Here is a 12,848-nt window from a genome sequence, read left to right as displayed (position 1 = left end):
ACACCGAGCAGGGGTGAGATCCCGGAGTGCGATAGCACGAGGAAGCTCACTAGCTCCCCATGGAAAGCGAAGTATATTTCAGGAGCGGCATACATAGATCGCATTAGTAATGTTCGATTTCCCTTATAAAATACGTTTGTCTCAGTCTCTTTTTTTCTTTCTTTAAAGATGAGGCATTAAACGAGGATTGATTGATGGGACGACTAGCATAAAGCTACCTTTAGTGGGGAGATTAAAGGTATTACTACTTACAGGAGGCCTCGTCATGCAAGAACCTCTCGTTGTCATCGTTCGAGCAGTTATTACCTTTTTCACGATCCTTTTATATTCCAGGTTGATTGGTAAACAACTTATCGGCAATTTTACGATGTTTGATTACATAAATGGCATCACCATTGGCTCAATTGCGGCAACACTAGCTACGGATATCTCTTCTAAAGCACTCGTCCACTGGGTCGCATTAACGGTCTTTTTGGTTTTAACCATTCTTCTACAGTTCATCGGATTGAAAAGTCGCTACCTTTCAAAAATTCAAGATTCAGAACCGGTTGTATTAATGCAAAGAGGAAATATGTTAGAGAAGAATCTAGAAAAAGCTCGGATTACAAAAGATGAGCTTATGCAGCAGTTACGCTCTAAAAATATCTTTTCTCCTATTGAAGTAGAAGTGGCCCTCCTAGAACCAGATGGAACGGTTTCGATTTTACCTAAGTCGCAATACCGACCTGTAGAACGAGGTGATCTAAACCTCCCTTTTCAACCATCTAAGCTAACGACGGAATTAATCTATGACGGCAAGGTTATTGCTCAGAATTTAGAACAGCGAAAGAAAAGCAAGGACTGGTTAATGAATCAATTAAAAATGCATGGCATCCACTCATTAGAGGAAGTTTCTTATGCAGCCGTTCTGCCCAATGATCAACTGTATGTCGATAAGTATGATGATCATGTTGGAGATGATATGAACATTAGTGACTATAAAGGTCCTTACTAAAAGAGAAATAGAAGGGGGCTATTTACGTATGAAAAAATTTTTACTCTATTTGATTCCAAGTTTATTTGTTCTTGCTTCTTTCCTGATCATGACTGGTGGTGGGTGGTTAAAAGGACCTTTTGGAGATGATGATGATCTATTATCATACGTTGAAGAGATTGAAGTCTATGTAAAAGCGGAAAAGTGGGAAGAGGCGCAACAAGAACAACGTAAAGCAGAAAACGCCTGGAAGAGGATTTCAAAACGCGTTCAATACAGTGTAGAACGAGATGATATGATGGCGATTGCAGAATCTTTACATCGAATAAAGGGGGGCATTGAAGTGCAAGATGCTGCTACAGTTTTCCCCGATATTTATTATTTTTATGGGATCTGGAATGCTCTTGGTTAGTTCAGATAAAGATGAGATGCTCTGCCAAAATAGAATGATTGGCATCCCCATTGGCTTTTTCATAGGGTCTGTGATAATAAAGAAATTTTTTCCTAGTCATGCGATGAACAAGGGAACGAAGCATCCTACGAAAAAGAAAAAGGTAGGGAGAGTCGTTCTCTACACGCTTGTTTACGGCTTTCTACTATATTGCTGTAGTACGCTTTTTAATCATGCTTTAATGCCCAAAAAGGCCCAAGAATCTTCGGCATTCTTGTGCCTTTTGAGAGCGATTAAGCTGATTTGAAATGAGCTAAGGCTTTTTTGACCGTACTCATCGTTTGAATTGATTGAAGTCCTTCGCCCATTACTAATGCCTTTTGAGCTAATTCAGGTCGTATTCCAGTGAGGATCGGCTTGACGCCAAGCAACCTCATGATTGAATCGATTTTAAGGATAAAATCTACCACCAACTCATCCATATTGTAAATTCCCGAAAAATCAATAATGATGTCTGTTAGGTCCGTTTCCGATTTGATCTTTATCGGTAAGGTGTTTAGAAGCTGTTTTGCCCGATCAAAATCAATCGTCCCCACAAGAGGAATTACCGATATTCCGTCCCACACTGGTACGATCGGGGTTGAGAGTTCATTCACTCTTTTCTGCAATTCCCATTCGATTTCTTTTCGGCTCGTAATGTTTCGTAAAACAGAAAGAATCGCTCTTTTATCGTTATATATAAAAGGGTGACACGATAATTCCACTTCAATTAATCTATCATCTAACGTAATGATGGTTTGTTCAATGAGTTCTCCAACAATTCCCTCGCTTAGACCTCTCTCAATTCTATCTGCAATTCTCTCTTTTGCATCAACTGGGAAGATATCGAGTACCGGAGCTCCTATAAGATCTTCTTTTTCTGCACCTAATAACTGTGCAGCAGCTTCGTTCACATACAACACTTCATAATCACTGTGAACAATGGTTGATTCGAATGTACCTTCTACGATTTCCTTATACAAATCGGTTTCGGTACTGATAAATGCTTGCATCATAACCTGCCCCCTAAGATCTTTCCCTACACTATAACATACACGTATAAGTATAGATGGGATATCTTTACTTCTCTGCTCCTTTAATAGTAAAAAGTGATGAATTGTTCAATAGTTACTGAGCATAACGTCAGTAATGTTACAAAACATATGGTAAAATGATAATTAAGTAACGTTCATTGAGGTGGAAAATGGAATATGTAGAGCCGATTAAAGAGATCGAGTTGATTGAGCATATTAAAACTGTCCTTAAAGAAAAGTCGAAACGAGATTATGTGTTGTTTGTCTTTGGGATTAACACAGGTATCCTCATCAGTCATTTACTCCAAATAAAAGTGAAGGATGTCTATGATGGGCAATCGATTAAGGACTATTATCTTTTGAAGGAAGTTAAAAACGCAGAAGAAAAACTCTTCTATATTAATCAAAAGGTAAAAAGTGCTCTCTTCTCCTATATAAAAGAAGCCCGTCTACAACAAGAAGACTTCCTTTTTAAGTCGCGAAAAAATGACCAACCGATCACGCGTCAGCAGGCGTATCGAATCATCAATACAGTCGCAAGAGAAGTAGGGATGAGAGAAAAAATAGGCACGCATACTTTGAGGAAAACATTTGGGTACCATGCCTATTGCGGGGGTGTAGCGATTTCCTTGTTGCAAGAAATTTTTAATCATTCAACGAAAGCTGAAACACTGCGTTATATAGGAATTGAGAAAAAGAGTGTGAAGGTAAAAATAGATGTTAATTTATAAGAAATTTCACCACAATTATTGGAGGGAGAAAGCCATCAATGCTCGAGTACGTAAATATTGATTATTTTATCTTACTAACGGCTTTATTGCTTATTATCGGGGTATTAACAACGAAATTTTCGACCCGTCTTGGCGTACCTGCTCTAGTCTTGTTCTTACTTGTTGGGATGGTGATGGGAAGTGATGGATTAGGATTTATTCCTTTTAATAATCCGAAGCTCGCTCAACTGGTAGGAATTGTTGCTTTAGTTGTGATTTTATTTGAAGGTGGTTTGCAAACGAAATGGTCTGCTGTAAAAGTGGTTGCCAAACCATCCTTGTCACTTGCCACTTTAGGAGTATTATTAACGACCGTCGTTGTGGCTGTTGCCGCAAAGTTAATCTTTGACATCACTTGGTTAGAAGGCTTTTTATTTGGAGCTATTGTTGGTTCAACAGATGCGGCTGCTATCTTTGCTGTATTAAAAGGACAGAATATTAGAGAGAAATTAAGTTCTACCTTAGAAGCAGAATCAGGTACGAATGATCCCATGGCAGTCTTTCTCACATTAGCTCTTATTGAGTTATTAACAGTCGAGAATTCTTCCTATTTATTTCTTGTAGGGTCCTTCTTCTGGCAAATGGGAATTGGTCTTGCATTAGGCTACTTGTTTGGCCGGATTGCCAGTTTTGCTATCAATCGAATTAATCTTGATTCGAGTGGTCTCTATCCTATTTTCGCGCTAGCTTTTGCCCTTTTAACCTATAGCTTAACTGATCTGGTTGGAGCGAGTGGATTACTAGCTGTGTATGTAGCAGCACTTGTAATAGGGAATCGTGATTTAACGTATCGCCACTCTATTTTCAGATTTAATGAGGGATTTGCATGGATGATGCAAATTTTAATGTTTATCATTCTTGGTCTTCTAGTATTTCCTGCGCAATTTTTATCCTTTGATATCATTGTAAAAGGGTTCTTGCTCTCGATGATTTTAATTTTCATTGCACGTCCAATCGCCGTATTTCTATCGACATTTAAAATGGGATTCAATGTAAAGGAAAAAGTCTTTCTTTCATGGGCTGGTCTAAAAGGGGCTGTACCGATTGTTCTAGCGACCTTCCCAATGACGATGGGAGTAGAGAACAGTCAATTATTCTTTAATGTCGTTTTCTTCGTTGTCTTAACGTCAGCTCTGATACAAGGGTCGACGATCTCCATTATTGCAGAGAAGTTAGGGTTAAATGGTCCTGAGAAAGTAGAGGCACCACATTCCCTAGAGCTGGTTTCAATTGGGAAAGCGAATGCCGAGATTATCGAATTTGTCGTTCGTGAAAAAAATAAATTGGTCGGACAAGCATTAAAAGATATTGATTTTCCGAATGACGTTCTTATTAGTGCGATCATTCGAAATGGAGACCTAGTCACACCTTATGGAGAAACAATCATTCAACCAGATGACATTCTCTATATTTTAGTAGCTAAACAAAAAATTAAGGTGTTAAAGTCGATGATCAATGAAGGTTCATAAAAGGCTGGGACAAAAATATTTTAACTTATGGAATATCGAACATTACGGATGCGGGCTATGGATACCGCTCCTGAAATATACTTCGCTTTCCGTGGGGAGCTAGTGAGCTTCCTCGTGCTATCGCACTCCGGGATCTCACTCCTGCTCTAGTCCCCACAGGAGGTCTCCGTATATTTCATCCGCTCATTTAGCTCTTCGTTCCTATCCTGAGTTAAACCTTTTAGATATGTTCCAGCCCCTTTCTTTGTTAGTTAGTACTTATTTGATTCTGACAAGGTGGGAAGCCATGAATGTCTTGAATCGTCGCATAATCATATTGCTTAAGGGCGAATTGTGAGTGGTACAAGTATTCTAGTACATATAATGTCCGTTCACTTGCATCGCATAACACGCCAGAAGTTCCCGTCCCATTTGCAAAAGAGACGCCGATGGGCTGATTCAGTAAGTAAGGAATTTTTTGTTGCCACTGCATAAGATCACTCCTTTTACTGCATCATATGTTCAGCGCAAGGGAGAGTGCCTATTAAGTTACGCACAAAAGAGCCCTAGCTGTAGGGTTTTACATGATTATTTCAGAAAAAGTTGAGAGTATTTATGAATGAGATAATAAGGAATGAGATAAGAAATAAAGGTTTTATTTAAGGTCCACCCATTGCCATAAGTTGCTCGTCCGAAGAGCTTCGTTAAAAATTCCAAGATGGTTGTCAGACAAGTAAACGTTAAAATCCATGAAGCCGCACTTTCCTTCGTTTGTTTGATCAAGTACACCATTAGAGTAGAAAGAACAGGATACAGACCTAGGTTAAGGGGCATAGTGGTCATGACTTGAAACCTTTTTAGTTTGGGCTTTAACACCCAATACTTGTGATGGTCACCCCATAAGCAAAGGGAAGTGGAGAGTAGAAAAGCAAAAGGGAACATTCGCCGAAAGAGCCTTTTTTGTCTCCTAAAAAAGATCGTTGCAACCATCCAAGGAATAATAAAGAACAAAAACGTATTCACGCGCATTTCAATCACCTCATTCTTATCATTTCACAGCACGAGCATCCTATTCTTTGGGATTTATTTGGGAATGCACAAGAGTAAAAAAAAGAACCCTATTGTTTTTTAGGCAATAGGGTCGCTTACTATATGGAATAAAAGGAAGGGGGATCCTTTCGTTCTTATTGAATGTGTGTAGCGATCTCAATTAGTTCTTCTTTCGATAGAGCATCAGCATCTGTCATCAATTCAATGTGTACCTCATCTTGTGACCAGAACAAGAAGTGCATATCGAACATGTGCATATAAGAGCCCTCGAAATTTTCGGTGGAAACAGCTTCCGTCTCGTCAAGCATCTCAGTTTTATCTGTTGTGAGAGATAGAACTAAATAATGCTCGTTGTCGTTAAAATGCATGGTCGCCATATCCATTTCTTCAAAGTAATTCGCTTCCTCAAAATCGAAGTTTTCAGGGATCGCACTTAAGTCAGGAATGTCAAACGGTGCGACTTCTTTTAATTCATCTAGTGAAAGCGAATCAACCATAAAGTCATCCATTGTTAGTACTTCGGCATCTTCAGGAATATCAAAAGTGAAAAGAGCTTCATCAATATCGATGTTGTATTCAATATGCGTGTATTCAACAACAGATGAGAAGTCCTCGCTAATCCACATCATTTTTAGAGGCATATACGTTTCTTCATCAACCCAAATGTCATAGCTTGTGTCACCCAAAAATCCTTCTTCGCCTTCTTTGGCAGAAACGGAAAGATGAATCGTTTTACGGTCTGCAATCGTTTCTTTTCCATTAACGACTACATCTGTTGATTCAAGCATTTCAGTTAACATTTCGCGAATGATCTCGGATTCACTTGGCATTTCTTCTGTAAGGTCTTCTGACGTGTCAAAGACGGTCACTGTATTTTCAGTTTTATCATATGACCATGACTCCTCGCCATTAGAAATATGGAGGTAGCCATCTTCCATTTCTGTGCGATATTTATCCGGTTTTACGTTCCATTCCTTATACGTTGAGGATTCATTTTCACCGTCATACTTAAATGTTGAGGAAACCTCAGCATAGTAGCTTTCAAGGTTCTCTTGTGCTTCTACCGCATTTTCAATAATTTGTTCCGTATCCTCAATTGAGCAAGCAGTTGAGAATAGGAGGACGCCAGCTAATCCTAATAAGGCTGTTACCTTTTTCATCAGTTTCTTCACCTCGTTATCGATTTGTCTTGCTTCCTTTCACTATAAGCAACAATGATAAAGAAAAAGAAAGGGATTTATAAAGAAAGTATGAAGTCGTAATCAGGTCTTTCAGCAAGACAGCTGATTGACTATAATAGAAAAATAAGGAATAAACGTAAATGATGTAAAGGGAATGAAGCAGATGAGAGAGCAAATACTCGTCATTGAAGATGACATCGAAATTAGCAATATAATTCGTGACTACTTAAAACGAGAAGGGTATGGCGTCATTGTTGCTCACGACGGGGAGGCAGGGCTTAATCATTTTCATGAATCGTCGTCGATGCTTGTTCTCGTTGATTTGATGCTGCCAAAAATAGACGGGTTTGAAGTGTGTAGGCAGATTCGAACAAAAAGCGACGTGCCGATCGTAGTTGTGAGTGCAAGGCAAGGTGACATTGATAAGATTCATAGTCTTGGACTAGGAGCAGATGATTACATAACGAAACCATTTAGCCCGCTTGAACTCGTTGCACGTGTGAAGTCTCAACTTCGGCGCTACAATCGGTACATAGGCAAGCAAACAGAAGATGAAGTGCTTACCTTTGATGGGTTACATATAAATTTAAATCAGCGCACCGTTGAAAAAGATGGCGCCAGACTGACATTTACGATGAAAGAATTTGCCTTACTCTGTGTCCTAGCACGCTCACCCGGGCAGGTATTTTCAAAGGAACAGCTTTATTATCAAGTATGGAAGCAAGACGATGCGGATGACATTCGGACGGTGACCGTACATATTAAAAATGTTCGTCGAAAGCTAGGGGAAGGCAGTCGACACCCGCGTTTTATTGATACCGTTTGGGGAATTGGCTACAAATTTATTGGACAAAAGCATGAAAATACGTAATTGGTTGCTGCTCCTCATTTTTGTAGTCATGCTTGTTCCATTTGTTTCGACCTATTTCTTTATAAGCTACATCAATGATTGGTATGAGCGGGAGCAATTATCTGAGTATATCCATACATCTATTCGAATTCATCAACTCGCTTCGACCTTAAAGGACAATCCACGTCTGTATCAATATCCCTCTGTTGGAGAAGATGCTTTAGCAGATGAGATATACGATGATGAGATCGTCCATATCTATTCCAAAGATCGTCAAGTGCTCTTAAACGTGAATGGGCAATCACTCTTTTCAAATAGAGTCCCAGCAAGTGAATTAATGAAAGGTCTTTATGAAACGAACGAAACGCTCTCTCATTTTATTTACAAGGAGCCAGTCTATTATGAAGGCGAGCTAATGGGTTACTTTGAAATAAAAAAAGAACGAATTGAATTGAAACAACAGATTGAGAGGAGCTCCTTTTTTACAGGTTTCTTCATTGTTATGGTGCTTCTTATGACATTAATGATCACTCATATACTTGTGAAACGTCGAATCGTTAAACCTGTTACACAATTAGTTGGAGAAATGAAAGCGGTTGGTGCAGGGAACTTTCCGACCGAGCGAAAGTATAACCGTGCAAATGATGAGTTTCGTGAACTTTTAGAACGTTTTTATACGATGAGCGGTGAGCTTGAGGAGGTCCAACAATTAAAGCAGCGTCTAGTTGCGACGATTTCACATGACTTACGCACTCCGCTCACATCGATAAAGGCCTATGCAGAAGGGCTCAAAGATCACCCTGAAAAGCAAGATGAGTACCGAGATGTGATTGTACGTAAGGCTAATTATATGGAGAAGCTTGTAGAGGATCTGCTGCTCTATTCAAGGTTAGAGATGAATAGTTTAGAGCTCAACTGTCAATGGGTTGACGGCGAGGAGCTGGCGGACGTGTTAGTCGATGGATACGAGGAGCTTTGTAACAAACATGATATGGTGCTAGAAACGAGAATCGAAGTGGGACCGTGCCAGGTTTACTGTGATGTCGATCGCTTAATCCAAGTAATGGATAATCTTGTTACAAATGCACTTAGACATACGAAAAGCGGAAAAATGATCGAGCTTATTACGACAACAGAGCGAGACATGCTCCCAGCGGATCTTCCTTGGCAGGAAGGTTACTTGTATTTTGCGATTCAAGATGAAGGGTCTGGAATCGCTAAGCAGGACCTTAATAAAGTATTTCAGTTGTTTTATCAGGCAGATGAGGCAAGGCAGAAAGATAGTGGCAAAGGGGCAGGCTTGGGTCTCGCCATTAGTCAGCAGTTAATCGAAAAGCACGAAGGCTTTATTGGGGTGACCTCAACAGAAGGTGAGGGAAGCTGCTTTTATTTCGCCCTGAAAAAGCATGTGTAGAAGTGAAGGTGGGGATGAGATGAAAAAGAAGATAATATTGTTTGTCGTGATTGCGCTTATTATGTTAAGTGGCTGTCAGATGAGAGGTTTAAGTGGTACGGAAGTAATGGCGAGTATGATTGAGGCAGATCCATCAGCTACAGCGTATTACATGGAGACGGTTTACGAAGGAAATGAAAGTGATCCGTTCACGATGAAGGAGTGGCGGATGCCGGATGGAAGGTATCGAATGGAAATGTATGAGGGGGAGGAGCTCGCTTATGTTTCCCTCTATAGTGATGAAGGATCGGTCACGCTTGATTATCAAGAGGAACAAATCTTGACGTATGATTCACCAGAAGCCGCCACGTATCTTGCTCAAACACCTCGTGAATCAACGATGCAGATGCTTGAAGCGATGCATGATCATTATGAGATCGAGGTGAAAGAGGAAACGTCGTTACTTGATCGTGATGTATTCGTCCTAGAGTTAAAGTCAAAGCAAAGCAACAACGATGAGATGGAGATCTGGGTTGATAAAGAAAATTGGGTTCTCCTCAAAATGGATTTAGCATTCGATGAGGAATGGATGACGAGTGAGGCTGTTATGTTTGAACTGAATCCCCAAGTGGAGGATTCCTATTTTATGGTCGATGAGTCTCTTGATTTTGAGAAAGTATCGCTTGAAGAATTATCAGCGTTAGAATCAATTGAGCTCTCTGAGGCACAAGAGATGGCAAACTATTCTTTTTTAACACCAACCGATGAGTATCATTTTTATGAGGCGAGTACGTATCCTAGACAAGAAGATGAAATCGGGATCAATCTAACCTATAGCGATGAGAGTGGGCAAATCCTCTTTACCTATGAAGTGTTTAAACGAAGTGATCCGCTCGTGGCCGTTTTTGGAAATGAAGAAGAGGTCGAAATTCGAAGTGAAGAAGGGTTAATCATCTGGGACGAGTCTTTGAATATGATTTCCTGGCAAGAAGACGGGATTCAGTATAGCTTCTATCCTGAAGCACCCCTTTCAAAAGACGAAACGATTGAGATCATTGAAGAGATGAGATAATTATAGATGAATTGAAAGAGCAACGAAGAGCGATTATTCCACAGTGGTCGCTCTTCGTTTCTTCTAATTAGGCATATGAGCAAAGTTAAATATAGTATAATTTAGGTTAATTAAAACATATATGCCAAGGGGGAGATTGTGATGGATTTGACTCATACACGCTTGCTTGTCGATCAATATAGAGAATGCTTTTTGTTTTACCGGGATGTTTTAGGATTTGAGGTGTCATGGGGAGATGACCAATCCTTGTATGGACAATTCAAGGTTGGTTCAACTCAACTTGGGTTGTTTGAGAGAAAACAAATGGCTGATGCTGTGGGTGCTTTGTATCAGGATGATGATACGAAGGTCGACCGAGTCACATTAGTCTTAAAAGTAGATGATGTAGAAGCAAAGTACAGAGAACTTAAAGATAAGGTGAACTTTATCACAGAACCGAGAGAACAAGCTGATTGGGGACTTAAGGTAGTTCATTTCAGAGACCCAGATGGTACTCTTATTGAATTGTACGAGAATCTACTTTAGTGAGAAATGTGGATGGGTGGATGAGGAAGCACGGAGGGGAACGACTTAACATGAAAAACTTCATTATGAAGACGGTGTTAGATAAATTCCACTTTTTAAAGATTCCTGAGTTAGATTTACCTCCACAAGCCATTCAAGAGTTCAATGAAATGTAAAAGAAACATATTTTGAATGGAGAAGTACATTTCATTCAATATAAAAGTGCGTATCCTAAGTACTTGTTTTTACATTACCTCATTGAAAATAAAAATGTGCTTGTTCATGGCTCAAATGACTCAAAGATACGAAAATTAGAGCCAAAGGTGCAAACCCTTTTTAATGGCAAACCAGTTAGAGCGGTTTTTGCTGCATCGGATGGAGTGTGGTCGATGTTCTTTGCTGTTATGAACAAAAAAGATTATGAAGGATCTGTCAGAAATCTCTGCTTAACCCTTCCGACAAAAAAAGGAATCAAACGATATTATTATTTTTCTGTAAATGAAAATCAGGAGGATAATTGCTGGATCGATGGCACAATCTACATTCTGCCGAAGGATCGTTTTAGCCAAGGTGGAATCAAAGATGAATGGGTTTGTGAAAGCACTATAGAGCCTATTTCAAAGTTATCCGTGACTCAAGATGATTTCCCTTTCTTAGATAAAGTCAGAAAGCATAAAGAAACAGAATCCATTGTAAAAACAATAGCAAGAGCGCTGCTTATTAAACCTAGTTAGGAACTACATAAATCCAAAGGAGCTGCGATGAAGTTATACGGCGAATTCACAAAGCAAGATTGGCTACATGTTTTTGGAATAGAGGAAGACAAAGTCCCTACCTCTTTTATTATCCACGGGGAGTGGGAGCACACTGAAAATATTAAGCTCTGGAAGCATACACTTAAAAATGAAATGTGGCTGCCAAAATGGAATACAGTGATTGGCTCTCATGATGATACAACTATTGGCTTTGCAAATGTATACGGAAGCCCGATGGCATCTACTATCACGCATCAATTTGCTTCAATTGGCACCGAATCTTTTATTCAGACAGGATATTTTGGAGGGTTAACCCAAGATATAAAGTATGGTGATATTCTCATTGTCAGTGAAGCTCTCATGCAGGACGGTGTTTCTCATTGGTATTTACCAAACGAAACAACCGTAAAATCAGATGAAACACTTGTGAACGCGGCAATCGAATTTTGTGAAAAGAAAGGCTATCGTTATGTTGTAGGAACGATTATTTCAACAAGTGCGATGCTTCTTGAGACGAGAGAAATGATTGATGATTGGGCCGGAAATGGATATGCAGGGGTGGACATGGAAACGGCGACCACTCTAGCGGTAGCAAAGTATTTTAATAAAAGAGCAATTGGACTATTAAACCTATCGGACCATTTAATAGCAGGCGATACTGTTTTTAGCTACACAGAAGAACGAGAACAGATCGAGAATCAAACAGATGAGAAAATAAGACAGATTGGGCTCTATTTAGCAGCTCTCACAAAAAAACATTAATTATGAGGGGGGAACCGGCTTGGATCTGTTTTTCTACATTACCATTATTGTCGCACTATCTCTTATGTACTATGCGTATGATAAGAAGAAAAGTTATGAAATTAAAAGGCTTGAAGTAGAATTGGAGCATAAAAAAGTAGAATTAGAGATGAGAAAAATCGATCAAGATCAGGGGCGAGCTCGGTAATCCAGCTAAATGAAAGGGCAAGATGCACATACTAGCATCTTGCCCTGCTTTATATTTAAATAGAATTAGAACAAAGCTAGTTGCTCTTGTTCTGGTTCAGGCGATTTTTTTGATTTCGTTTTTTTAATAGGTTCGCCCACGACTTCCTGAGGAGGTTCAATTTCAACTGGTGTGATTGGGACTTGTTCCTGTGCAGAATAGGAGTGCTTTTCATTGCATAAAGGGCATGTGTAAATGGTGTTGGGCAGACGGGACATAGCCAATTGAATGCGTTCTTCTTTTGTCATGTTCTCCTGTTTCGAACAGGCTCCACAAATTTTATCCATATCTTCACCACCCTTTTTTACTTCGTTTAGCTTACCAACGACGTACTCATTTTTCCATTGTACCATTTCTACTGAAAATTAAAATGCTATTTACCATCTCAAATTGATCAAAG

Annotated in this window: 15 protein-coding genes; 11 read left to right on the top strand and 4 right to left on the bottom strand. The window is 39.5% G+C overall.

Features of this window, described 5'->3' with window-relative positions; genetic code table 11:
• Positions 1-265: 265 nt before the first annotated feature.
• Complete coding sequence (locus AB3N04_RS06795) at positions 266-994, top strand: YetF domain-containing protein (protein ID WP_368505346.1); 729 nt, start codon at positions 266-268, stop codon at positions 992-994.
• A gap of 28 nt (positions 995-1,022) precedes the next feature.
• Complete coding sequence (locus AB3N04_RS06790) at positions 1,023-1,385, top strand: DUF4363 family protein (RefSeq protein WP_368505345.1); 363 nt, start codon at positions 1,023-1,025, stop codon at positions 1,383-1,385.
• A gap of 272 nt (positions 1,386-1,657) precedes the next feature.
• Here AB3N04_RS06790 and AB3N04_RS06785 read toward each other — a convergent pair whose 3' ends face one another.
• Positions 1,658-2,419: a PAS domain S-box protein gene (locus AB3N04_RS06785; RefSeq protein ID WP_368505344.1), complete on the bottom strand. Its 762-nt coding sequence runs from the start codon at positions 2,417-2,419 to the stop codon at positions 1,658-1,660.
• Positions 2,420-2,607: 188 nt separating this feature from the next.
• Here AB3N04_RS06785 and AB3N04_RS06780 point away from each other — a divergent pair, with 188 nt between their 5' ends.
• On the top strand, positions 2,608-3,168 hold the full coding sequence (locus tag AB3N04_RS06780; protein ID WP_368505343.1) for a tyrosine-type recombinase/integrase: 561 nt from the start codon (positions 2,608-2,610) through the stop codon (positions 3,166-3,168).
• Between the two features lie 38 nt (positions 3,169-3,206).
• Positions 3,207-4,676: a potassium/proton antiporter gene (locus AB3N04_RS06775; protein WP_368505342.1), complete on the top strand. Its 1,470-nt coding sequence runs from the start codon at positions 3,207-3,209 to the stop codon at positions 4,674-4,676.
• A gap of 247 nt (positions 4,677-4,923) precedes the next feature.
• Here the strand turns inward: AB3N04_RS06775 and AB3N04_RS06770 are convergent, their stop codons facing one another.
• Positions 4,924-5,148, bottom strand: a complete 225-nt coding sequence (locus AB3N04_RS06770; protein ID WP_368505341.1) for a hypothetical protein — start codon at positions 5,146-5,148, stop codon at positions 4,924-4,926.
• A gap of 691 nt (positions 5,149-5,839) precedes the next feature.
• On the bottom strand, positions 5,840-6,865 hold the full coding sequence (locus tag AB3N04_RS06765) for a DUF4367 domain-containing protein (RefSeq protein ID WP_368505340.1): 1,026 nt from the start codon (positions 6,863-6,865) through the stop codon (positions 5,840-5,842).
• A 175-nt stretch (positions 6,866-7,040) separates the two neighbouring features.
• Between AB3N04_RS06765 and AB3N04_RS06760 the strand changes: the two genes are divergently transcribed.
• From AB3N04_RS06760 to AB3N04_RS06730, 7 genes are all read left to right on the top strand, one after another.
• Complete coding sequence (locus tag AB3N04_RS06760) at positions 7,041-7,757, top strand: response regulator transcription factor (RefSeq protein ID WP_368505339.1); 717 nt, start codon at positions 7,041-7,043, stop codon at positions 7,755-7,757.
• Positions 7,744-9,150, top strand: coding sequence for a sensor histidine kinase (locus AB3N04_RS06755; protein ID WP_368505338.1), 1,407 nt, complete (start codon positions 7,744-7,746; stop codon positions 9,148-9,150). Before AB3N04_RS06760 ends, AB3N04_RS06755 begins: the two co-directional genes overlap by 14 nt.
• Positions 9,151-9,169: 19 nt before the next feature.
• Positions 9,170-10,201, top strand: a complete 1,032-nt coding sequence (locus AB3N04_RS06750) for an outer membrane lipoprotein carrier protein LolA (RefSeq protein ID WP_368505337.1) — start codon at positions 9,170-9,172, stop codon at positions 10,199-10,201.
• A 141-nt stretch (positions 10,202-10,342) separates the two neighbouring features.
• A complete protein-coding gene (locus tag AB3N04_RS06745; protein ID WP_368505336.1) occupies positions 10,343-10,726 on the top strand; it encodes a VOC family protein in 384 nt (127 codons plus the stop codon).
• A gap of 167 nt (positions 10,727-10,893) precedes the next feature.
• A complete protein-coding gene (locus AB3N04_RS06740) occupies positions 10,894-11,439 on the top strand; it encodes a hypothetical protein (RefSeq protein WP_368505335.1) in 546 nt (181 codons plus the stop codon).
• A gap of 27 nt (positions 11,440-11,466) precedes the next feature.
• The gene (locus tag AB3N04_RS06735; protein WP_368505334.1) at positions 11,467-12,222 is read left to right on the top strand and encodes a nucleoside phosphorylase; all 756 of its coding nucleotides are present in this window, start codon (positions 11,467-11,469) and stop codon (positions 12,220-12,222) included.
• A gap of 19 nt (positions 12,223-12,241) precedes the next feature.
• Positions 12,242-12,409, top strand: a complete 168-nt coding sequence (locus AB3N04_RS06730; RefSeq protein WP_368505333.1) for a hypothetical protein — start codon at positions 12,242-12,244, stop codon at positions 12,407-12,409.
• Positions 12,410-12,474: 65 nt separating this feature from the next.
• Here the strand turns inward: AB3N04_RS06730 and AB3N04_RS06725 are convergent, their stop codons facing one another.
• Positions 12,475-12,801 (bottom strand): hypothetical protein, encoded by a 327-nt coding sequence (locus tag AB3N04_RS06725; protein WP_368505332.1) that lies wholly within the window; start codon positions 12,799-12,801, stop codon positions 12,475-12,477.
• Positions 12,802-12,848: the final 47 nt, after the last annotated feature.

It is taken from the genome of Alkalihalophilus sp. As8PL (assembly GCF_040939795.1).
Taxonomy (GTDB): domain Bacteria; phylum Bacillota; class Bacilli; order Bacillales; family Bacillaceae_D; genus Alkalihalophilus; species Alkalihalophilus lindianensis.
This window is presented reverse-complemented; position numbering and strand designations above follow the sequence as displayed.